This is a genomic window from Paenibacillus sp. FSL H8-0259 (assembly GCF_037963255.1).
Taxonomy (GTDB): domain Bacteria; phylum Bacillota; class Bacilli; order Paenibacillales; family Paenibacillaceae; genus Paenibacillus_AQ; species Paenibacillus_AQ phytohabitans.
Window position 1 is genome coordinate 4,742,053 of record NZ_CP150147.1, and the last position, 21,440, is coordinate 4,763,492.

Genomic DNA, 21,440 nt, shown 5'->3' on the forward strand with positions numbered 1-21,440 from the left:
GGTTGAGTATGAACGTATTAGATCCCGGTACACAGCATTCCATGGACGGCCGGATGTCCCCGGATATACAGGCTGCCTTTCATATATTCGCTGCCCACTGGCGCAAGGTGAACAGGGAGTGGCAATATCCGGCCCACACCCATCCGATGTTCGAGATCAATATCGTCCTGCAGGGTTCGCAGCAAATGAACGTAGGCGGGCAGTCTTACATCCAGCACAGCGGCGACATTCTGTTCATCCGCCCAAGTGTCCTGCATTCCAGCCTGGGTACGGTGTCAGAGGATGAAATGACCTATTATTGCCTGCATTTCGACATTGATGATCTGGTTCTGCGCCGTTCCCTGATGACGATGGACACCGTCAGCCTAAGCGGCGACACTCCGGAGCTGCAGGCGATCCGTTCTTCGCTCGATGCAATTATCAGCTCGACGATCCTCCCTGATGCCAGCGATGCCCAGCGGGGCCGGCTGGTGACGCTCAATGCTTCGCTGCAGCTGTTCACCGCACTCAGCAGCTGGGTGCTGGCTGCATTGCCCTCCCCTGCCCGGAGCACACTGCCCGGTGTTACGGAGAAAACCGTTGCCCTGGCGAATGCCATCGAAGGACTGCTGCAGGAATCCGTATTCACCGCTGCGGCAACCGGCAGCCGGGCCGGAAGCATTGAAGACATCGCCGCAAGGCTTGGCTACAGCCCGAATCACTGCAACCGCGCCTTCCGGCAAATCTACGGATTGCCGCCGAGGCAGTATCTCTCTGACCTGATTATCCGCCATGCCAAGCTGCTGCTGCTGGATAACAGCCTGTCAGTGGAGAGTATCGCCTACCGGCTCGGCTACCGTGATGTCTCCCATTTCAGCAAGCAGTTCAAGCGCTGGACCGGCCTGCCCCCCATGGGCTACCGCCAGCTTACGGAGGAACCGGGGAAGACAGACGGCAAAGCGTTATCCGCTAATACGCAGGGAGGCACAGAATGAAGATATACCATTTCAACCAGGACACCGGCAAGCCAATCTCAGCCTTCAGCTCCGACTTCATTTTATCCCGGATTATCCAGACGGATGGAAAAACGCATATCGGCTGCGTATATCTGGGCCCGCAGGGAGTGATCGGTTATCATCAGGCGGCATGTCCGCAGCTGCTGCTGGTTATGAGCGGGGAAGGATATGTCCGGGGCGAGGAAGAGGAATTCACGGCTGTCCAGGCAGGCCAGGCTGTCTTCTGGGCGCAGGATGAATGGCATGAGACACGGACGGATTCGGGATTGACTGCGATTATTATTGAAGGTGATTCGCTGAATCCTGCCACCTATATGACACCGGTATGAACACAATTTCACATTAAAGATGATTCAAAGCTGAACTCATCAACTGCGTATGTCGTCACCATGAACTTGACGGGTCTGCATTAGTCTCCAACTGGCGGTGAAAAGGACTGAGATTCCGTTAATCTCAGTCCGCTTCAGATGCAAGGTCACCGAGAAGGCGCATGGAGGGCGCATGAAGCACGAACCAGCGAATTAGCAACCAGCGCATCACCAATCACCGAATCAGTGACTCACGAATCACCGGGGGCGGACTCCCCAGATATAATCCCTATACACAAAAACTCCGCAAACCATTAACAATGGCCCACGGAGTTTCTTTATTTTACCCCAGGAGAACACACACCTCTTACCCTTTGGTGGCCCCTGACGCAATTCCCTTAACGAAATACTTCTGCAGGAAGATAAACACGATTAGCACAGGCACCACCGACATGGCGGTTCCGGCAAAAATCATATCCCAGCGCGAGGAGAATTCCCCGATATACCGGTAGATTTCTACTACCATCGTCTTGGCCTGGCCGGAAGGCAGCACCAGCATCGGCATCAGGAAGTCATTCCAGATCCCCAGACCGTTCAGCACCACCATACTTGCCGTAACCGGTCCGAGCAGCGGGAAGACGATTCTCCAGAAAATCCCATATCGGGAGCACCCGTCAATCTCTGCCGCTTCTTCAATCTCCCGTGGAATACCCTTGACGAAACTGGTATAGAGCAGGCATCCGAAGCCTACGGCACCGGCGACATAAATCATGATAGGACCCGCCAGACTGCCGTACAGGCCGAGTATTCTGAGCTCTTTGAACAGCGGAATCATATACGCCTGGAACGGAATCATCATGCCTGCCAGGAAATAGATGAAGACCAGCCGCGTCCAGCGGGCATTTCTGCGTTCAATCGCGTAACCTGCCATCGGAATAATCAGCACCTGGGCGACAATCGCCACTACGGTCAGAATAAGACTGTTAAGAATCGCACGCGGAAACTCGGTCTCCGTAAGCAGATATTTGAAGCTGTCTAAATACAGTGTCTTCGGAAAAGCAACCGCATCGCGCATAATCTCGGCGTTGCTTTTGAACGCGGACATCAGATTAAAGAAAATCGGGAAGAAAAAGATAACCGCTACCAGGAGCGTTATGACAAACAGGACAATTTCAGTGATTCTCCGCTTGGTCTGCATCGTCATCTTAGAGCTGCACCTCCCGTTTCTGCAGGAATTTAACCTGAATGACCGTAATGATCAGAATAATCAGGAACAGGACCATAGCCAGCGCCGTGCCGAACCCTTGTCTCAGCTCCCCGAAGCCTACTTTGTAGATAATATAAGTTAATGTCTCTGTCTCAAAGCCCGGGCCGCCGTCGGTCATTACGGCAATCTGGTCAAATATCTTCAGCGCGCTGATCATGGAAAGCACCATGCACACGGTCATCGAACCCGCAAGCAGCGGGAACGTAATATGCCGGAACTGCTGCCAGCCGCCTGCGCCGTCAATGCTGGCCGCTTCATTAAGCTCCTGCGGAATGCCCTGCAGTCCGGCCAGATAGATGATCATATAATAACCCGCGCCTTTCCAGACCGTTGACAGAATAATCGACAGCATAGCGTATTTCGGATTGCCCAGCCAGTCGACGATATAGTCGCCTAAACCGACGGAGGTCAGGATCTGATTAAACACGCCGAAGTTGTAATTCAGAATCATTGCCCAGACAAAGCCCATGACGATCCCGCTGAGCAGGGTCGGGAAATAGAAGATACTTCTGAATAAATTGCGGAACCAGCGTACCTTGTCGACCATTAAGGCCATGGCGATTGCAGCAATGTTCTCAAGCAGTACTAGCGTAATTGTCATAACCAAAGTGTTCTTCAGGGCGTTCTGCACCCGCGGACTCTGGAAGATCTCGACGAAATTGGCGAATCCGATATACCGGATATCGCTGCTGATCCCGTCCCACGATGTGAAGCTTAGGTAGACGCTGCCTGCTGTAGGGACTATGACAAACAGTGTGTATAAAAGGAATGACGGCAGGATGAACAACAGCGCGTAGGACTGCCATTTTTTCTTTTTCTTGCCCGGCTTCTCTGCGGCTATGAAAGACTTGTCTGTATTAACGATGGATGTAGCCATGGTTCCTCTCCCCTCCCTGGGACGCGCTTGTCTAGATAAGAGGAACCTCTGCCGGAGCAGAGGTTCCCTTCCGGCGCTTTTATTTACAGCGAATTGGCTTTGACCTGATTGTCATATTCGGTATCGGCCTTCTTCATATATTCAGTTACGTCGGCATCGTTCACCACCATATCCTGGAGCAGCTTATAGTACCAGTTGCGGAATTGCGGAGGAATCAGGTTATCGCCCCACCAGTTATTGATGGCCAGTGACTTGGTGACACTCGTGTCGGCAATAAGATCCAGTGCAACCTGCATTTGCTCACTTGTCTCATAGGTAACTTTCTCTTTGGTGGAAGGAATGGCATTGATCGAAGCCAGGTAGACCGAGTATTGCTCCGGTGCAAAGAAGAAGCGGATAAAGTCTTTGATCGCTGCCGTTTTGTCGGCATCCTTGGCCGCATCAACGGATAACGACCAGCCGGCCGGTGACGGCAGACCGATGACATTCACTTTACCTTGGCGGTCCGGGATCGCGTAGAAGCCGAATTCGAAGCCTGGATCAGCTTCAGCAATCTGGGTAAACATCCAGGTGCCGGAATACAGCTGTGCAGCTTTGCCGGATACCAGAATCGACGCGGTCTGATTATCTGCGGTGCTCAGCCAGCCTTTGTCCACATAGTTCTTGAACAGCTCTTTGAAATCAGTCATGCCCTGGACTACATCAGGATCTGCGAAGCTGACGGTCTTGGCCGTACGTTTGGAGTTCCAGTCCGGGTCTTTGCTGTAGACATCGTCGATCAGGAATTTATTGACCCAGAAGCCCATATGGAAAATATCCTTGCCGCCTACTACCAGCGGGGAGATACCTGTAGCTTTCAATTTTTCCTGGATGGCAATGAACTCGTCATAGGTTTGGGGAAGCTCGGTGATCCCGGCGTCAGCGTAAGCTTTTTTGCTGTAAATGATCCCTTGCGGTGCATTGACCTGCATGGGAGCGTTCCATACTTTGCCGTCCACCTGCGGTGGCGATTCGAACAGCTCCAGCAGATCGGCTGGAAGCTCGACAATTTTGCCCGCATCCGCGAATACCTGGGTGTCACGCATTTCCACCAGATCCGGGAATTCTCCAACCGCATCCTTCGTCTTCAACCAATCCAGATAAGCAGCCGATGAGGTTTCACTTAGGTCTTTGATGGTGACGTTAGGATTCGCTTCCATGAATTTCTTAACGGTATCAGCAATGGCTTTCTTGGTCGCCGGGTCACCCGACGCATAACCGATGGTGAAGCTGACATCCTTCTTCGCAGCATCAGTAGCTGCAGTATTTCCTGCCGGAGCCCCGGTTGCCGCTGCGTTGCCGCCACTGGCATTGTTATTGTTATTTCCGCCGCATGCGGTAAGTACAGTGGTTGCTGCGAGCAGCATGACGGATAATTTCGTAATGGTGTTCTTCATATCTTTAGTAACCTCCCCTTGGGTATACAGCCCGGAAACTGCCGGCCCGATGTGCGCATCATCGTCCGTAAGCGTTTCCTTATGCTCCAAGAATAGCATTCAGCCTTCACGGTTAGAATGAACTAATTTAAGAGGGATGTGCGGTAAATTTAAGAAGATTCTCCTGAGCAGAAAAAAACGAAGGTCCAGGAGACCTCCGTTCTTGCACGGGCTATAGTGTAATGTCACTGCCAGTATTCCTGTACCTGCCTGTCGTATTCAGTATCGGCCCGTTTCATATATTCTAGTACATCCCCGTCCTTAACAACCATTTCCTGCAGCAGCTTGTAGAACCAGTTACGGAACTGCGGAGGAATCAGGTTATCTCCCCACCAATTGTTGATCATCAGGGATTTGGTAACGGCCGGATCGGCCATCAGATCAAGCACCACCTGCATCTGTTCACCGGCCTCCCGCCTGAATTCCTGCCTGGTCGAAGGAACCGAATCGATCCGGCTCAGAAATGCGGCATAAGGCTCCGGTGAGAAAAAGAACCGGATGAAGTCTTCGATCGCCTGCTTTTTGAGCGGCTCCTGCGCCGCCTGGGCAGACAGCGACCAGCCGGAGGGCGACTGCAGGCCGACCACATTCAGCTTCCCTCTACGGTCCGGCACAGCATAGAAGCCGAATTCGAAGCCGGGATCGGCTTCCTGGATTTGTGAGAACATCCAGGAGCCGGAGAACAGCTGGGCTGCCTTGCCGGATACCAGAATGGACGCCGTCTGGTTATCCCCTGTGCTTAGCCAGCCTTTATCGACATCGCTTCTGAACAGCTGTTTGAAATCAGTCATGGCCTGGACTACATTGTCATCGGTGAAGCTAACCTCACCGGCCGTCCGCTTCGCGTTCCAGCCGGGATCAGCGGCATATACATCATCAATCAGAAATTTATTAACCCAGAAGCCCATATGAAAAATATCCTTGCCGCCTACAACGAGCGGAGTGATCCCGCTTGCCCGCAGTCTGTTCTGGATCTCCAGAAATTCATCGTAGGTTGCCGGAAGCGTCTTAATGCCTGCCTCGGCATACGCTTTCTTGCTATAAATAATACCCTGCGGGGCAGCGACAAACAGCGGGGCATTCCATACCTTGCCGCCGATCCGCGGCGGCTGATCGAACAATTCCGCCAGCTCATCGGGGAGCGGAACAATCTTCTCCGCATCGGCGAAGGCCTCGGTATCCCTCATCTCTACCAGATCGGGGAACTCGCCCACGGCATCCTTAACCTTCAGCCAATCCATATAGGCAGAGGAGCTTGTCTCACTGACATCCTGGACGACTATGTCCGGATTCGCCTGCATGAAGGCCTTAATGGTATCCTCGATAGCCTGCTTCGTCGCCGGATCACCGGAGGCATAACCTATAGTAAAGCTTATTTTACCTCCCCCGGATGCTGTATCCGGGCGGCTCCCCTGATCAGCCGCATGATTCCCTCCGATTCCGCCTGATCCGGTTTTGCCTCCACAGCCGGACAGGATCAGCGCGGCCGCAAGCGGCACTATTGTTATTTTCATACATGATATCCTCGGCATTTGCACCACCTGTGTCCTCCTCATTCAGTGATAACCGGGAACGTCAGCGTAATGGAGGTCCCGACATACTCTCTGCTGTTCACAGACAGGCCATACGCCTCCCCGAAGCTGGAGCGGATGCGCTCATGCACATTTTTCATGCCGACATTCTTGCTTGGAGCCTCCGGGTCTTTCAGAATCTTATTAATGCGGGACAGAGTCTCCCTGCTCATCCCCACGCCATCATCATATATCGTAATCGCCAGCACCTGCTCTCTCCGTTCGACCGTAATGCCGACGGTTCCTTTTCCCTGCAGGCGCAGTCCATGCTGAACCGCATTCTCCACCATCGGCTGCAGAGACAGCTTCAGGATAGGCCAGTCCAGATTAACATCCGGGGCAATATCCAGATGCAGCTCGAAGCGGTTCTCATACCGTACAGAAATAATATAGAAGTAATTCTGCAGATGGGCGAGCTCGCTGGCAAGGCTTACGCGGTCTTCCCCGTAATCGATGACATACTTCAGCTCATTGGATAACGCCAGAATCATATCCGCCACCTCGCCCGCTTCCTTATCCACGGCGTTCATCCGGATCACCTCAAGGGTGTTGTACAGGTAATGGGGCCGGATCTGGCTCTTCAGTGCATTCAGCTCGGTCTGCTTCTGCTTGATCTGGGCCACATAGGCCTCATCAATGTAGACCTGCAGCCGTTCCACCATCCGGTTGAACCCGTGGGCCAGCCTGCCCATCTCATCATTGCTGTTCACGGAGAGCTGGATATCCAGCTTGCCCGACTCCACCACGGCCATCTGCCGGATCAGCTCCCGGATGGGAGCCGCGAGACGTCTGGAGAACCAGGCCCCCATTACAATCATTACAAAAGCACACATGCCAATGGCGATATACACCGTTGCCCGCGCCGACAGCAGCTGTTCGAACAGGTTGCCGCGGTGGATTTTGGCGATGACCTGGCCATTCAAAAAAGGGATGGACTCACTGAGTACAATCATCTCATTGTTAGTTTGATCAGCAGCTCTAGCCCCTGCCGCACCGGCAGGCTGGTTGCTGAAATACGTCCGCCCCTCCCCGTCAAGCAGGTACAGCTCATCCTTCTCCCCGAGACTCAGCTCACGGAAGAACTGCTGGAATAACGAGGTATCGATATCCAGGAAAAGCGTTCCGACTACCTTGGGCTCTTTGGTCACCCGTCCGGAGGTATCAATCAGGCTGCGCCCGATCGTGAACACCTGGCGGTCTGAGCCATAGAAGTAACTGTCCTGATGGGTGGGGAAAATAGCCACCTTCGCAGGGTCACCTGCCATGGCGGACAGCCACTCCGCATTCGGAACCGTCTCCATGTTCAGCGACCGGTTGCCACGCTCCTGAACATACAACTTACCGTCAGACTGGCGGATAAACTGGACACTGGAAATATAAGAATCACTGAACAGAACGGTCTTCAGGAAGGATTCTATCGGAATGGTGTTGATCTGCTCCAGCTCATTCACATTCTGTGTCTGATTCTGCGAATAGCTCTCAATGAATCCCTCATAACGCCCTGTATACATTAATTTGGATACTTCATTATACTGATTGAATGCTGAATTCAGATTATAGCTCATATAGAGTACCATTTGCTGCAGATTGCTGGTGGTATACCGCTCCACATAACCCGAGAAGGTCTGTACGGAGAAGAAACTCAGCGCAAAGAGCGGAATCAGCCCGACCAGCAGGAAGGATGCAGAAAATTTAACAAAAATACTCTTCGGTCCCCGTCCCCAGAATCGCACGGGCCATCGTCTTTTCACTCTATGATCTCCCTCCAATCCGCTTAGTTCCTGACCGATTGCTTGTATTCCTGCGGCAGCTTGCCGAATTGCTTCTTGAACATGTCGCTGAAATGCCGCGCATTGTTGTAGCCGACCCGGTCGGCAATCTCGTAGACCATCAGGTCACTCTGCAGCAGCAGCCGCTGGGCATGACCCATCCGCACTTCGGTAACATAATTCTTGAAGTTCTGGCCGGTATGCTTCTTGAAGAAGCTGCTGAAATAATAGGGATTCATATACACCATGGCGGCTATGGACTCCAGCGTAATATTCTCGGCATAATGCTCCTCCACATAGGTTTTCACCTGCGCGAGCTGCGGCATTTCCTTGCCGGAGATCCGGCAGCTCAGCTGCTCGGACATTTTGGACAGGACCGCTTCAAATTCCTGCTGCAGTGCGCCGAAGGTCGGGGCATCCGCCAGCTTTTCAAGCAGCGGCTTCTCTCCCTGATTCAACAGCCCCGCATCCGCGCCGAAATCAGCCATATCTTGTTCAAGCTGGATCACGGCATTATACACATAGGACACCGCCTGGTTCCGGCTATCTCCAGAGAGCAGACGCACGGTCTCCAGCAGCTCGCCGGTTAACGCCGTTAGCCGCTCCTTGTCGAGTGATTTGAGCGCTTCCGGCAGGCTGCTCTGGACGGCGGCAAGTGCGGATACCGGTACAGCAGCCTCCATTGGTTCGGCGGGATAAGGAATCACCCGGTTCAATCCGGCAAAATATCTGAATCTTAGCGCTTTCAGTGCAGACTGATAGGAATCCGCCGCCTCTTCAATGCCGCTGACCGGGCGGCCGATGCCTATAGAGACCTGCAGCTTCAGAAAGCTGTTGATTTTGTGATGCAGATCCTCCATTACTTGCTGTGGTTCATTCAAATGCTCATGCTGGAGCAGCACCCCGAAACGCTCTCCTTTGCGGAACACATACCCGTTGCCCCTTCCGTCCACCGTCTCCTTGATGATGTTCAACAAGGCGAATTCCACCAGCTTGCGTTCCCGTTCCTCCCAGCGAGAAGGCTGGCCGCCGTATTCATCCGTCTCGATGACACATACGCTGGCATAGCGGGTAATCGCCGTGTTGCCCATCCGGGCAAGCGTAGCTGCCGCAGCCTTATTGCCGTCGGTCAGCTGCTCCAGCTGCTCCTCAACCGTAACAGACAGGTTCTTCCGCTCATAGGATTTGAGCATTTCCTTGTTGCGCTCTTCTTCGGATTCCTGGCGGATCACCGTTACTGCGCGGATCACTACCTGCTCCAGCTGTCCCGTATTCACCGGCTTGACCAGATAATCCAGCGCCCCGTATTGTACCGCTTGCTGGGCATAACTAAATTCCTGATAGGCGCTGATAAAGACCACTTTGATCGGACGACCGGAATGATGAATTTCACGGATAATATCGATACCCGAATAACCCGGCATACTGATATCACTGATAATGAGATCGGGATGACAGCTGTCGATCATCGCCTTCAGCTCTATCCCGTCACATGCTTCCCCTACTATATTAAGCCCGAGGCTCTCCCAGGCTATGAGCTTCTTCAGCCCGCGCAGAATAACCGGCTCGTCATCCGCAAGCAGCACCCGTATGGTTCTGTTCATTGCTGCACCTCCGCATGGTTGTCATTGATATATTATTACAGGATTGCGGCTGTTTCAGTCTATAGTCGTTATTGAAGAGATTCATCCAATTATACTGTATCACGATAACCCCGGCGGCCGGGTGAAGCTTTTTAAGAGGAAAGCGCAGTTTTTTAAGAATATTGCCGCTTGGGTCTACGGCATTCAGGCTGAGAGAGAACAAATAAAAGAAAACAGCAGCAGTCATACAAGAGGGGAACCTCCAAAGGCGGCCGGGCAGCAGGAGAGCAGTATGACTGTCAGCGGCAAAAGCGGGAGTACTGTGCGGAGAGTAACGGCTTATCTGATCAAGCACTGCGGCAAGCATTTCGCCGGGGAACAGCTTGCTTCACAGCTGAATATGAATTGCAGCTACCTGTCGGCCGCGTTCAAGCAGGCCACCGGACAGACGATTATTGAGACCCATACCAAGCTCCGGATGAACAAGGCTATCGAGCTGATGCGGACGAGCTTGTACAATGTATCTGAGATCAGTGAAACGCTTGGCTACCCCAACCCTTACTACTTCAGCCGCGTGTTCAAAAAAGTGCTCGGTGAATCCCCCTCCTCCTATATGAAGCATCTGTACCGCACCTGAGCATGGGCGAAGCTGGGAACACCGGCCGGACTCATGGTATAATACCAGAAATGACCTGCTATGCAGGGCAGGTGAACATGAGACTCTTATATAATCCTTGAAAAGTTGGTGACCTGCTTGATCTACCTCATTAAATTCGCATACAGCTTTGTTCTGCCTCCGGGAATTTTTGTGATCCTGCTGCTGGGGATGGTGGTCTGGCTGTGGAAAAGCAGCCGCCGGCCGGCGGTCGTACTGCTCGCAGTGAGCCTGCTGCTCTATCTGTCGATGACCTCTGTGGTCAGTGACCTGCTGATCGGCAGTCTGGAACGGCAATATACGCAGCCTTCTGCAGTAGAAGGTGATGTTATTGTTATCCTCGGCGGAGGCGCTACCTCCGGCACTCCGGATCTGGACGGGCAGGGCAATATGTCCGGTCCGGCGGCGAACCGGCTGCTGGCTGCCGCCCGGCTGTACCGGCAGACCGGACTGCCGGTTATTTTCTCCGGCGGCCAGGTGTATGCGGACAGCGGCAATGAAGCCGATATCGCCCGGCGGCAGCTGATCGGACTCGGCATCCCGGCAGAAGACATCCTGCCGGAGAACCGCTCGCTTAACACCGAGCAGAATGCGGTCAACACCGCTGCACTTATGCAGGAACACGGGTTTAGCCGTCCGGTGCTGGTCACCTCAGCCTTCCACATGCCGCGCAGCATGGTGCAATTTGAGCACGCGGGACTAACGCCGCAGCCCTTCCCGGTGGATTACCTGGCCAGCCGGCCCATGTCACTCTATTTCAACAAATTCACTCCCTCCGCCGGGGCCGTCTCCACCACCGGACTGGCGCTGAAGGAGTATCTGGGGCTTGTGGCAGCGAAGCTGTTGCCTTAACTGCTCAAGCTGCAAACCGGGCATGACGGGGAACTCCCACGGACTCAGTCCGCATACTTCTGAACGACCGCATCCATTCACCTCGTTGATCCTTACTTTGCGGATGGGCTGCCGGGTAGTATCTGTGGTATCTGCACTATATTACATACATCCTTAGTGAAAGCGAGGAATGCCTGTGAATCAACACGAAGAAATATTGACCGGCGGAAATGTGAATCACATTGTCCGTAAGGCGGACACCGTCCGCCGTCCCACAGGGGATTGGAGTCCCAATGTCCATGCACTGCTGCGGCATCTGGAGAAGCAGAACTTCGGGGGAGCGCCACGTTTTCTCGGAATCGATGACGCCGGGCGTGAAATACTGAGCTATATTCCAGGAGAAGTCCCAGGCAATGCTTACCCTGAACTTAAGCCATATATGTGGTCTGGTGAGACACTTGCAGATGTAGCACGCCTGTTACGTCATTACCATGATGCGACTGAAGGATTCAACCCGCAACCAGAGGGAAGCTGGCAGCTCAGCTATGCCGATACCAGTGCGCATGAAGTGATCTGCCATAATGACGCTGCCCTGTACAATGTGGTTTTTCAGAATGATGCTCCAGTGGCATTGATTGATTTCGACATGGCCGGACCCGGTCCGCGGATGTGGGATATTGCCTATTCCATCTACACATCAGTTCCGCTGGCCAGCTTCGCACCTGACTACTCGTCAGGGTCCACTGCAGCATACCAAACCCATTTACATGCATCAGACCGGCGCCAGCGGATACAGTTATTTTTTGAGGCTTATGGGATTCCCGTCCCTAAGGATCTGCATACGTGGATCATTGAGCGTTTGACTGTCATGTGCGACACGCTCAAGAATGGGGCCGCGAGCGGCAATCCTGCTTTTATGAAAATGGTTGATGAGGGGCATCTGGCACACTATGAGCGTGAAATCCAGTTTATAACCGGTCACTACGCAGAATGGAGTTAGCCGAAACCGCCAAAAAAGCCGGAATCCCTAGACCTCCAGGAATTCCGGCTTCTTGTTCTACTGCTATTCTTTAATCAGATCCGTAAATACAGCTGACACCACATCTGCCAGCAGCTTAGGCTCAAGCTCCATCTGCATGCCGACGCGGCCTGCACTGACGGCGATGGTCTGCAACCCCTCCGCGCTGCTGTGTATGAACGTAGGATACAGCTTCTTCATGCCAACAGGCGAACATCCGCCGCGCACATAACCTGTCCACTTCAGCAGCTCCTTAAGCGGGAGCATCTCGATCTTCTTCGCTCCGGCGGCTTTGGCCGCTTTCTTGAGATCAAGCTCTTCAGCCACCGGAATAACAAATACATAGGGCTGCGGCCCGCTGTGTGATACCAGTGTCTTAAACACAGTCTCCGCCGGGAGGCCTATCTTCTCAGCAACAGCACTCCCGTGAATCTGGCCATCCTCATTATCATAAGTATGAAGGGTGTATCCGGCCTTTTTTGCATCTAGCATACGCATGGCATTGGTTTTGTTCACTTGCATGTCCCTGCTACCTCCAACCACTCTCCGGCGCGCCGGAGCTTTCTTCAGTCCTGCTATACTCTACCCTGAAAGACTTGCCTCCAGCGGCTAATCCCGCGGGTAATTCACCTGCATAATATCCATGAACGGAACCTTGATAATTTCTTCGTTATATCGCAGATGTACCTTGCCGGTACGCGAATCCATCTCCACAATCACTCCGCGAACCTGTTCTTCCTTCCCCCAGACCGTCAGCAGAATCTCGGAATCCTCCTGTTTCGCCTCGACCAGCTGATTGCCCAGCTCTTCCAGCACGAATTCGTCGCGGGTTGGACGTTTTGCTACTTTTGCCTTCGCCACACTATGCCTCCAGTAAGCCATTACAAATTTATGATACTTCCGGGTGTAAATGCTCCCATATATTATAACACGACCTTTACCCCGGGTTTACAAAATAATACCGTTCTCTGCAGCCAATTTTCGCTATCCCCCGGATACTGCCCTTTATTCTTTATTCAAAAGCGCTGCCCCCGCGATCCCGGGATGGGTCATTTCATACGGATCGAGGATCAGATTCAGCTCTTCCTCGCTGAGTACATTATATTTCAGGCATAAAGCGCGCACGGATTCGCCGGTCAGAATCGCTTCTCTGGCAATACGCGACACCACTTCATAGCCCAGATGCGGGTTCACCGCAGTAATGATGCCGACGCTCTGCTCGACTTCCCGCTGCAGCTTCTCCTTATTGGCCACGATTCCCGCCAGGCAGTAGTCCGTGAACACCTTGAAGGAATTGTTCATAATGCTGATCGACTGGATCAGATTGAATACCAGCACTGGCTCCATAACGTTCAGCTCGAGTTGGCCTGCCTGGGCGGCGAGACAGATCGTATGATCATTGCCGATGACCTGAAAAGCGACCTGATTGATCACCTCGGCCATCACCGGATTCACCTTGCCGGGCATGATCGAAGATCCGGGCTGGCGGGCCGGAAGCGTAATTTCATTAAAGCCGGAACGCGGACCGGAGGCCATCAGCCGCAGGTCATTGGCGATTTTGGACATGTTCATCATGCAGACCTTCAGCGCTGCCGAAACCTCGGTGTAGGCATCGGTATTCTGCGTAGCATCCACCAGATGCTCAGCACTCACCAGCGGCAATCCGCTGATCTCGGCCAGGAGTTCTACCACCCGCGCTATATAACGCGGCTCCGCATTCAGTCCGGTGCCGACCGCCGTCGCCCCCATGTTCACCTGATAGAGATGATGCCGCGTATGCTCGATCCGCTGAATATCACGCTCCAGCACCCGGCTGTACGCCTCGAATTCCTGGCCCAGACGGATCGGCACCGCATCCTGAAGATGGGTCCGTCCCATTTTGATAACCGGATCAAATTCTGCCGCCTTCAGCACAAATACGCCATGCATGCTCCGCATAGTCACCAGCAGCTGTTCCAGCAGAGAGAGCGTGGCAATATGAATCGCCGTCGGAAAAGCATCGTTCGTGGACTGTGCCATATTCACATGCGTGTTGGGACTAAGCTGCAGATAATCGCCTTTGGCCCGGCCCAGCAGCTCCAGCGCGCGGTTCGCAATCACTTCATTCGCATTCATATTCAGCGAGGTGCCGGCCCCGCCTTGAATCGGGTCCACGATGAACTGGTCATGCCACTTTCCGGCAATCACCTCATCCGCCGCAGCAACGATAACTTCCCCCAGTCCCTTGTAGAGTCTGCCGATTTCCATATTGGCCAGTGCCGCAGATTTCTTGACGATGCCCATAGCTTTAATCAGCTCCTGATGCACCCGATACCCGGTTATCGGGAAATTCTCTACTGCACGCAGCGTCTGTATCCCGTAGTAGGCGTGTTTCTCCACCTGTTTGCTTCCTAAGAAATCCTTCTCCAGCCGGTACTCTATCTCTGTCATAATGCTCCCCCCATGTCCTGTAGTCGATGATCGGCTTTCACAATAGTTATCTTATTCTTTCCTTTGATCTACTAAGATATTACCATTCTTAACATATCATGCTCCAGCCCATCTTGATAGCGAAGCTGGCTGCAGACAGCGCAAAAGAACCCGGCAGACGCTTCAGCATCCCCGGGTCCTCTATAGGTTCATTAATTATTTACAAGCTTAGACAGAATAACTGTCAAAAGAAACCGGTTTGCCGTTAATCTCTGCTTTTACCTCTGTCAGGCCATTGTCTGTGCTTAGCTGCAGATGCGCTTTGCTGATCAGAGAGCTATATTCCGCGGACAGAATTTCTCCCGCTCCAAACTTAGGTGCCCGCTGTGCGGCGGCTGCGGCAAACTCATCAAGCCCGCTTATTCCCAGCTCCGCAGCCTGGCTGACGCTTAGCGCTTCAACAACGACTCCGCCCGGCATCCCTGCGGAGATCACCTCGAGATAATCCGGGCGTTCCAGCAGCTCATAGCCATGCGATAAGTAGACGGCAAAATACACATTGCCTGCATAACCGAACAGTGCCGAAGGCTGCTTGATCCATTCCCCTTTCGGAAGCACTCCTACTATTGCAGTGGCCTCCCCCTCGGGAACCGGGAACAGGGATATGACGGTGTTCTTATGATACAGGACTTCCATATAAGGGCTTTGGTGACGCGGATCGCCCGCGTTATACCCCTGGCCCGGATGGAAGAAGTACAGCCGGTTCACGCCTTCGGCTGCACCCACAGGGAGCGAATACGCCCAGCGCAGCTGCTCATTGTCGAATTCCTCTACCCGCTCCCACATGCCGCCTGCCGCATAATCCTCTGTGATGTAGGCATAGGAATGGAGCGGCGGCTGGCGGTCCGGATCTCCGGCAACCACCTTCTCGGTTTGCTTCTTGACCTCTACCGCTGCCTCGCGGTTCAGTGCATTCGAACGCACCTGCTCCGGCGCTTCATAGAACAGGAAACCGGCATATTCGGTGCGAGGCATCTCCGCCGGCAGCTTGAAGTCTCCGAACTGCACATAGTCTTGCAGCACATTACCGTCAGCCGGCACATCATGCGGCCAGCCTCTGGAATGGGCACCTGCCCAGGCGCCCTGCAGATACCACTGGCTCCGCTCGTTCCAGAGATAATCCAGCATCTCGCCAAGGGTATGCTTAATGCCGCTGTCTGTCTCCAGCTCCCAGGCACAGGTGAACGCCTGCACCCAGTGCCAGAACCACGGGAGGCTGCCGTACTCCGGCATCCCTTTCTCCCGGATATGCGCCAGTGTGATGTCCAGACTGCGCAGTCCGTCTTCCAGCAGCTCATCATCCTCGAAGAAGTTGCCGAAGATCAGCTTGGCTGCCGTATATTTCGCTTCATGGTGGCCGAACGTCGTTACCGGCTTACGGAAAAATCCGCTGCGGTACACATGACCGATGGCCGTGTGGAAGGCAATACGCAGCCCCGCGCTAAACTGGGTCGAATATTGCTTGCAGAACCAGACCATCAGGCTGCCCATGATCTCCACCGGCAGCTCATGCGGCGGCGCTTCTCTGGGCTGCGGATTCAAGCCCAGCGGCCAGTGGCCATAGAGTTCTGTACCGGGCTGGCGGTTCTGCAGCAGGACCGTTTCCAGCATGACAGCTTCCGCCTTCCGTTTCGCTTCCTCCTTATCGAAAGGCAGCTCCAGCGTATCATCTACCGCAGCGGCAAATAAATAAGAAGCATAATAGAAGTTATTCCGCACATCATCATGGAACCAGAGGCCGCTCGCAAGCAGCGGACGCCGCTCCGCCTCCAGTGCGATTGAACTGATAATTTCCTGCCGGCGTATTTTATAAGAAGTCTGATCCTGAAGCCTGTCTGCCATTTCCCTCACCCTCCAATATATATTTTCTGTATCACGAGCCCCTAATCCGGGAGTCATGTCCGCGTGTGTATACATAGAACAACTATCCCTCTTCTATTAGGTATACTCCACCCTGGGAACTCACTGCTTTCCAGCTCTATTGTGCACGCTTTCAGTTCAGATGGCAATCTCTAAAACTAACAAACAAACTAAAATAAACGTACTAAAAAAGATTATCTCTTGCCAAATGAACGTAAATGGATTAAATTGTACCTATACGAACGAAAATACATTTTTCTTAAGGAGATTGAATATTCAATGGAAAGACGTTTTGCATCACATCCGAATGAAGTTAAGCAGTTTGACACTGAGCGCCTGCGCAAGGAGTTCCACATTCCGGTTATTTTTGCTCCGGATGAACTGAAGCTTGTCCTGACCCATGAAGACCGCATGATCGTTGGCGGGGCTAATCCGGTCAATGAGGATGTTGTACTTACAACTGACCTTAAGGAGCTTGGAGTAACTTACTTCCTGGAACGCCGTGAGCTGGGTATTATCAATGTCGGCGGCAAAGGTTCGGTTGTTGTAGACGGAACTGAATATGAAGTTGACTTCAAGGAATGCCTGTATGTAGGCCAAGGCTCCAAAGATGTTATTTTCAAAAGCGCGGATAGCGCCAAACCGGCGAAATTCTACCTGAATTCCGCTCCGGCTCACCAGTCCTACCCTACTACCAAGACCACGCTGGCTGAATCCGAATCCGGAGCCATGGGCGGACTTGAGAATTCCAACGAACGTACGATTCACCGCTTCATTCACACGAACGGCGTGCAGAGCGCACAGCTTGTTATGGGAATGACTCAGCTGAAACCGGGCAGCATGTGGAACACCATGCCATCCCACACTCACCCGCGCCGGATGGAAGCTTACTTCTACTTCGATCTGCCGGATGACTCTATCGTCTTCCACCTGATGGGCGAGCCTACAGAAACCCGCCACATTGTAATGCACAATGAACAGGCTGTCATTTCCCCAAGCTGGTCCATTCACAGCGGCGTGGGTACACATAACTACACCTTCATCTGGAGCATGGCCGGAGATAATAAACGTTACGACGATATGGACCCCGTAGGCATGAAAGAATTACAATAGAAGCAAATCAACTACGGAAAGATGAGGCAGGCGGATGAACCCGATACGGCGACACGAGATGATAATGGAAGTTATGCTGAACCAGAAGGATGTAACAGTGAACGAGCTGAGCGACAAGCTCCAGGTAACGGGAAAAACAATCCGCGAGGACTTAAGCAAGCTGGAGGAACAAGGACTGATCATGCGTGTACACGGCGGAGCTGTGCTGGCACAGAGCGATCAATTCGGGATTCTGCCCTCCAAAGACCCGCTGGATAAGTATTCCGAGGAGAAATCGGAGATTGCCCTGCGTGCGCTGGCACATATCGCCAAGGATGACATCATTGCACTCGACGGCGGGAGCACCACGCTTGAGATTGCCCGGCGGCTGGAGAATATGCCCCTGACGGTCATTACCAATGATGTGTATATCATCAGCGAGCTGGTTCCCAAAGACAACATACGTCTGGTCGTTCCCGGAGGGTACCGTGTCCGCAATATGCTGGCCGGCCCTGAAGCTGTCTCCTATGTACAGAAGCTTAATATTCAAAAAGCCTTTCTCTCGGCGACAGCCGTTCATATTGAGCATGGCCTGTCCATCTATACCGGAGATTTAATCGATTTCAAACAAGCCCTGGTATCCACAGCCCGCCAGGTATTCGCCGCTTGCGATCATCACAAATTCGGGCACACCGCTCTGCGCACCTTTGCTTCACTGCAGGAAGTCGATGTGCTGCTTACAGACAGCGGGCTTGCGCCCGAGACGGTGGAGCTGTTCCGCAAGGCAGGCGTCAACATCGAGTGCGGGTAGTTTAAATACCATTTAAGCCCTATAAGCGATACTCAATTATGCAACTTAAAAGGAGAGAATTATAATATGTCATCTTTATTCAGTTTGGCAGGTAAAACAGCAATCGTAACGGGTGCCGCACAGGGTCTTGGACAAGGGATCGCCCTTGCCTTCGCAGAAGCTGGCGCAGATGTAATTTCCGCTTCCCTTAATGGAAGTGAAGAAACTGTTGCAGCAGCTGAAGCTTTTGGCGTCAAGGCACTCAGCATCGCTACTGATCTGAGCGATCATTCCAAGCTTCAGGGCATGTTCGACGAAGCTGTTGCCTTCACAGGCAAAGTAGACATCCTCGTGAACTGCGCGGGTATGATCCGCCGTACTCCAGCCAAGGATCACAGCGAAAAAGACTGGTTTGACGTTATCAACCTCAACCAGAACACTGTATTCCTGCTGTCCCAGATCGCCGGCCGCCACTTCCTTGAAAGAGGCAACGGTAAAATCATCAACATCTGCTCCATGCTCTCCTACCAGGGCGGCATTAACGTACCAGGCTACACTGCAAGTAAGCATGCCGTAGCAGGTCTGACTAAAGCTTTCGCTAACGAATGGGCAGGTTCCGGCCTGAACATCAACGCTATCGCTCCAGGATATATGGCTACTGAGAACACAGCTCCAATCCGTGCGGATCAGAGCCGCTCCGATTCAATCCTTGACCGCATTCCAGCCGGACGCTGGGGAACTGCTGAAGATGTTAAGGGCCCTGCTGTGTTCCTGGCATCCGCGGCTTCCGATTACCTGAACGGACATATCCTTAATGTAGACGGCGGATGGCTGGCCAGATAATTCCGGCTTGGAATTTTTGAATAACAGTACCATGAATTGATTCGGCTTGCTCCAACTATATAGATAATAAGCGCCGTATATACAAACTGAGCGCGTATAGATAGAATTGTTTATAGTTTAGCGGAGGCTGTTCAGAGCAGCTGCTAAACACATCAAACCCCGGATGCTTCTTAGGCACCGGGGTTCTTTGTATGCTCAGTCCGGCCCAGCCCTTATCGGAACACGATGAACTCGTCAGGATTCGCACGAATGTAACCGGCGATGATCCGCAGAGTATGTGCTGTAAGCTCCTGATATTGTGCATACAGGGTGGCTACGGCTTCTTGCAGCTCCGGGTCCGCTTCCAAATCTGTAATTGCCGCTTCGTCCCAGCCCGTGCCTGCACGCAGGTTACTCGCCTCGAACAGCTCTTTCGATTCCTCCAGCAGATGAATCAGCGGAGCATCTTCAAAAAACTGCAATCCCTCCAGCACACCGCTCCAGTATCCCGGCTGATCCAGCAGATAACTGAGCCACCCGTAGTATTCTTCTGCGGACTTAGAGCTATGGTCATACAGAATCCGGAACATACAGAGTGCCCTTTGTCCCCTGCTAAGCTGTGCGATTGCTTCATTCTTCACCGCCGGAGATTTGGCGCGGATCTTCATGAACGTGGGTTCCATGCAGGCATAGCCGAGCCGTTCATCGCTTAGCGAGTAGAATGTAGTACGCTCCATGGGTACTGGCTGCATTAGTCGTCCTCCCTGACAGTCAAGAATATAGAGCATGCCTGAACAATGGCTAAATACAAGAAATGCAGGATAAGTATCCCTATGAAGATTAGTCCGGTAACCGGCGTCGGCTTGTCCTCATGTACTGTCATAGGAAAGAGCGCAGCGAACAGGTAGACGAATAAGCTGAAATAGGCAAACCAGAGCAAGCTCGTAATCATAGCTATTCTCCGGTTGCCCAGTATTCGCCGGGTTACATACACGATCAGAATTCCGGTCAGCAAAAAGCCTGCGATATTAATTAGCGTGACTGAACGCTCAACCTTCCCGTACTCCCATCCGGTGATCCGGCTAATCCTCAGTGCATTTCCAATCAGCTCAATGGCTGCAAAGACCGGCAGAGCCAAGATGATGCTGGCCAGATTTAGCTTAACCAAATATTTCATCGTTCTCCTCCTGAGCTGTACATTCCCTCTACCACACCTTCATTTGGATATTACTGTATTTCTGTATCTATGGTAAGCTGTAAAAAATATAATCGTCAAGACCCGCTGCATTCCGCATCCTGCTTTGACGCAATTGGTGAAGGAGCTTCTGTATGACCGAAGAGATACTAACTACATTTGATGAGCAAGGTAATAGAACCGGAACCGCTCCCCGCGATGAGGTACACCGCCACGGTCTCTGGCACGAGACCTTTCACTGCTGGTTTGTCCGTCAGGCTGACAATGGACTGATGATCTACCTCCAGCTGCGCAGCCGGCACAAAAGAGATTATGCCGGACTGCTCGATATCACCGCTGCCGGACATCTGCTGGCTGACGAGACGGTAGAGGATGGAGTCCGTGAGGTACAGGAGGAGCTGGGCCTTGAGCTGGATTTTGACGAATTAAAGCCTTTGGGGATTATCCCCTACCAGATGGATACAGCCGGGTTTATGGACCGGGAGCGGGCGAATGTTTTTGTTTACGAGAACAATTATGCTCTAAGTGACTTCTCGCTGCAGCAGGAAGAGGTAGCAGGGATCGTCCAGGCCCGCTTCACCGAGTTCCGCAGCTTCATCGCTGGAGCTGGCAGCACTCTACATGTGCAAGGCTTCCGGGTAACCGATGACGGTGAACGATCAGAAATTAATGAGCAGGTTGATCTCTCACAGCTCGTCCCGCATGAGATTGCTTATTATTTGCGGGTTATTGAGGGAATTGAAGCTCTTTATAGCAGGGCATGACGTCCGGATTTCAAAAACCTATTTGCTTACTCGGCTGCTTCCACGGCAAAATGTCAGGCGTAATGCACATACTAAATCCTTTAGATGGATTTAATACAT

At 52.7% G+C, this 21,440-nt stretch carries 21 protein-coding genes; 9 read left to right on the forward strand and 12 right to left on the reverse strand.

Annotation, left to right across the window (positions count from 1 at the left end; all coding sequences use genetic code 11):
- The first annotated feature begins 8 nt into the window (after positions 1-8).
- Both NSU01_RS20310 and NSU01_RS20315 read left to right on the forward strand, forming a co-directional pair.
- Positions 9-974, forward strand: coding sequence for an AraC family transcriptional regulator (locus NSU01_RS20310; RefSeq protein ID WP_042138029.1), 966 nt, complete (start codon positions 9-11; stop codon positions 972-974).
- Positions 971-1,324, forward strand: a complete 354-nt coding sequence (locus NSU01_RS20315; RefSeq protein WP_042138030.1) for a cupin — start codon at positions 971-973, stop codon at positions 1,322-1,324. The genes NSU01_RS20310 and NSU01_RS20315 overlap by 4 nt, the downstream gene beginning before the upstream one ends.
- 346 nt (positions 1,325-1,670) lie before the next feature.
- Here NSU01_RS20315 and NSU01_RS20320 read toward each other — a convergent pair whose 3' ends face one another.
- From NSU01_RS20320 to NSU01_RS20345, 6 genes are all read right to left on the reverse strand, one after another.
- Positions 1,671-2,507, reverse strand: coding sequence for a carbohydrate ABC transporter permease (locus NSU01_RS20320; RefSeq protein WP_171716027.1), 837 nt, complete (start codon positions 2,505-2,507; stop codon positions 1,671-1,673).
- 1 nt (position 2,508) lies between these two features.
- Positions 2,509-3,447, reverse strand: coding sequence for a sugar ABC transporter permease (locus NSU01_RS20325; protein ID WP_039294669.1), 939 nt, complete (start codon positions 3,445-3,447; stop codon positions 2,509-2,511).
- A gap of 83 nt (positions 3,448-3,530) precedes the next feature.
- The gene (locus tag NSU01_RS20330; protein ID WP_042141276.1) at positions 3,531-4,883 is read right to left on the reverse strand and encodes an ABC transporter substrate-binding protein; all 1,353 of its coding nucleotides are present in this window, start codon (positions 4,881-4,883) and stop codon (positions 3,531-3,533) included.
- 224 nt (positions 4,884-5,107) lie between these two features.
- The gene (locus NSU01_RS20335) at positions 5,108-6,436 is read right to left on the reverse strand and encodes an extracellular solute-binding protein (RefSeq protein ID WP_256703984.1); all 1,329 of its coding nucleotides are present in this window, start codon (positions 6,434-6,436) and stop codon (positions 5,108-5,110) included.
- Positions 6,437-6,474: 38 nt separating this feature from the next.
- Positions 6,475-8,244, reverse strand: a complete 1,770-nt coding sequence (locus tag NSU01_RS20340) for a sensor histidine kinase (protein ID WP_256703985.1) — start codon at positions 8,242-8,244, stop codon at positions 6,475-6,477.
- Positions 8,245-8,267: 23 nt separating this feature from the next.
- Entirely contained in the window at positions 8,268-9,866 is a 1,599-nt protein-coding gene (locus NSU01_RS20345) for a response regulator (RefSeq protein ID WP_076246862.1), read from the reverse strand.
- A gap of 271 nt (positions 9,867-10,137) precedes the next feature.
- Here NSU01_RS20345 and NSU01_RS20350 point away from each other — a divergent pair, with 271 nt between their 5' ends.
- The 3 genes from NSU01_RS20350 (at position 10,138) to NSU01_RS20360 (ending at position 12,331) form a co-directional block, all read left to right on the forward strand.
- A complete protein-coding gene (locus tag NSU01_RS20350) occupies positions 10,138-10,482 on the forward strand; it encodes an AraC family transcriptional regulator (protein WP_052421917.1) in 345 nt (114 codons plus the stop codon).
- Between the two features lie 117 nt (positions 10,483-10,599).
- Positions 10,600-11,352: a YdcF family protein gene (locus NSU01_RS20355; RefSeq protein ID WP_039294870.1), complete on the forward strand. Its 753-nt coding sequence runs from the start codon at positions 10,600-10,602 to the stop codon at positions 11,350-11,352.
- Positions 11,353-11,521: 169 nt separating this feature from the next.
- Positions 11,522-12,331: an aminoglycoside phosphotransferase family protein gene (locus NSU01_RS20360; protein WP_076246867.1), complete on the forward strand. Its 810-nt coding sequence runs from the start codon at positions 11,522-11,524 to the stop codon at positions 12,329-12,331.
- A 63-nt stretch (positions 12,332-12,394) separates the two neighbouring features.
- Here NSU01_RS20360 and ybaK read toward each other — a convergent pair whose 3' ends face one another.
- From ybaK to NSU01_RS20380, 4 genes are all read right to left on the reverse strand, one after another.
- Positions 12,395-12,871, reverse strand: coding sequence for a Cys-tRNA(Pro) deacylase (gene ybaK, locus NSU01_RS20365; RefSeq protein ID WP_039294679.1), 477 nt, complete (start codon positions 12,869-12,871; stop codon positions 12,395-12,397).
- A gap of 87 nt (positions 12,872-12,958) precedes the next feature.
- Positions 12,959-13,210 carry a YolD-like family protein gene (locus tag NSU01_RS20370; protein ID WP_039294685.1) on the reverse strand — a complete coding sequence of 84 codons (252 nt, stop codon included), beginning with the start codon at positions 13,208-13,210 and terminating at the stop codon, positions 12,959-12,961.
- A gap of 144 nt (positions 13,211-13,354) precedes the next feature.
- Positions 13,355-14,779 (reverse strand): aspartate ammonia-lyase, encoded by a 1,425-nt coding sequence (gene aspA, locus NSU01_RS20375; RefSeq protein ID WP_042138041.1) that lies wholly within the window; start codon positions 14,777-14,779, stop codon positions 13,355-13,357.
- 207 nt (positions 14,780-14,986) lie between these two features.
- On the reverse strand, positions 14,987-16,660 hold the full coding sequence (locus tag NSU01_RS20380) for a hypothetical protein (protein ID WP_076246870.1): 1,674 nt from the start codon (positions 16,658-16,660) through the stop codon (positions 14,987-14,989).
- Between the two features lie 297 nt (positions 16,661-16,957).
- On the opposite strand from NSU01_RS20380, the gene kduI reads away from it, so the two are divergent.
- The 3 genes from kduI to kduD all read left to right on the forward strand — a co-directional run bounded on the left by kduI (position 16,958) and on the right by kduD (position 19,403).
- Complete coding sequence (gene kduI / locus NSU01_RS20385) at positions 16,958-17,791, forward strand: 5-dehydro-4-deoxy-D-glucuronate isomerase (RefSeq protein ID WP_039294695.1); 834 nt, start codon at positions 16,958-16,960, stop codon at positions 17,789-17,791.
- A 34-nt stretch (positions 17,792-17,825) separates the two neighbouring features.
- Positions 17,826-18,581, forward strand: a complete 756-nt coding sequence (locus NSU01_RS20390; protein ID WP_039294698.1) for a DeoR/GlpR family DNA-binding transcription regulator — start codon at positions 17,826-17,828, stop codon at positions 18,579-18,581.
- Between the two features lie 66 nt (positions 18,582-18,647).
- The gene (gene kduD / locus NSU01_RS20395; protein WP_042138045.1) at positions 18,648-19,403 is read left to right on the forward strand and encodes a 2-dehydro-3-deoxy-D-gluconate 5-dehydrogenase KduD; all 756 of its coding nucleotides are present in this window, start codon (positions 18,648-18,650) and stop codon (positions 19,401-19,403) included.
- A gap of 212 nt (positions 19,404-19,615) precedes the next feature.
- Here the strand turns inward: kduD and NSU01_RS20400 are convergent, their stop codons facing one another.
- Together NSU01_RS20400 and NSU01_RS20405 are read right to left on the reverse strand one after the other, a co-directional pair.
- Positions 19,616-20,134 carry a hypothetical protein gene (locus NSU01_RS20400; RefSeq protein WP_076246872.1) on the reverse strand — a complete coding sequence of 173 codons (519 nt, stop codon included), beginning with the start codon at positions 20,132-20,134 and terminating at the stop codon, positions 19,616-19,618.
- A complete protein-coding gene (locus NSU01_RS20405; RefSeq protein WP_076246875.1) occupies positions 20,134-20,559 on the reverse strand; it encodes a hypothetical protein in 426 nt (141 codons plus the stop codon). The genes NSU01_RS20400 and NSU01_RS20405 overlap by 1 nt, the downstream gene beginning before the upstream one ends.
- 152 nt (positions 20,560-20,711) lie before the next feature.
- Here NSU01_RS20405 and NSU01_RS20410 point away from each other — a divergent pair, with 152 nt between their 5' ends.
- Positions 20,712-21,341, forward strand: coding sequence for an NUDIX domain-containing protein (locus NSU01_RS20410; protein ID WP_076246878.1), 630 nt, complete (start codon positions 20,712-20,714; stop codon positions 21,339-21,341).
- Positions 21,342-21,440 lie beyond the last annotated feature (99 nt).

Bases quoted from the DNA above. Each gene is read 5' to 3' on its own strand.
- NSU01_RS20350 (WP_052421917.1), top strand. From the start codon at position 10,138: ATGACTGTCAGCGGCAAAAGCGGGAGTACTGTGCGGAGAGTAACGGCT.
- kduI (WP_039294695.1), top strand. From the start codon at position 16,958: ATGGAAAGACGTTTTGCATCACATCCGAATGAAGTTAAGCAGTTTGAC.
- NSU01_RS20405 (WP_076246875.1), bottom strand. From the start codon at position 20,559: ATGAAATATTTGGTTAAGCTAAATCTGGCCAGCATCATCTTGGCTCTG.
- kduD (WP_042138045.1), top strand. From the start codon at position 18,648: ATGTCATCTTTATTCAGTTTGGCAGGTAAAACAGCAATCGTAACGGGT.
- NSU01_RS20325 (WP_039294669.1), bottom strand. From the start codon at position 3,447: ATGGCTACATCCATCGTTAATACAGACAAGTCTTTCATAGCCGCAGAG.
- NSU01_RS20360 (WP_076246867.1), top strand. From the start codon at position 11,522: ATGCCTGTGAATCAACACGAAGAAATATTGACCGGCGGAAATGTGAAT.
- NSU01_RS20330 (WP_042141276.1), bottom strand. From the start codon at position 4,883: ATGAAGAACACCATTACGAAATTATCCGTCATGCTGCTCGCAGCAACC.
- NSU01_RS20310 (WP_042138029.1), top strand. From the start codon at position 9: ATGAACGTATTAGATCCCGGTACACAGCATTCCATGGACGGCCGGATG.
- NSU01_RS20345 (WP_076246862.1), bottom strand. From the start codon at position 9,866: ATGAACAGAACCATACGGGTGCTGCTTGCGGATGACGAGCCGGTTATT.
- NSU01_RS20335 (WP_256703984.1), bottom strand. From the start codon at position 6,436: ATGAAAATAACAATAGTGCCGCTTGCGGCCGCGCTGATCCTGTCCGGC.
- NSU01_RS20315 (WP_042138030.1), top strand. From the start codon at position 971: ATGAAGATATACCATTTCAACCAGGACACCGGCAAGCCAATCTCAGCC.
- NSU01_RS20410 (WP_076246878.1), top strand. From the start codon at position 20,712: ATGACCGAAGAGATACTAACTACATTTGATGAGCAAGGTAATAGAACC.
- NSU01_RS20320 (WP_171716027.1), bottom strand. From the start codon at position 2,507: ATGACGATGCAGACCAAGCGGAGAATCACTGAAATTGTCCTGTTTGTC.
- ybaK (WP_039294679.1), bottom strand. From the start codon at position 12,871: ATGCAAGTGAACAAAACCAATGCCATGCGTATGCTAGATGCAAAAAAG.
- NSU01_RS20380 (WP_076246870.1), bottom strand. From the start codon at position 16,660: ATGGCAGACAGGCTTCAGGATCAGACTTCTTATAAAATACGCCGGCAG.
- NSU01_RS20390 (WP_039294698.1), top strand. From the start codon at position 17,826: ATGAACCCGATACGGCGACACGAGATGATAATGGAAGTTATGCTGAAC.
- aspA (WP_042138041.1), bottom strand. From the start codon at position 14,779: ATGACAGAGATAGAGTACCGGCTGGAGAAGGATTTCTTAGGAAGCAAA.
- NSU01_RS20400 (WP_076246872.1), bottom strand. From the start codon at position 20,134: ATGCAGCCAGTACCCATGGAGCGTACTACATTCTACTCGCTAAGCGAT.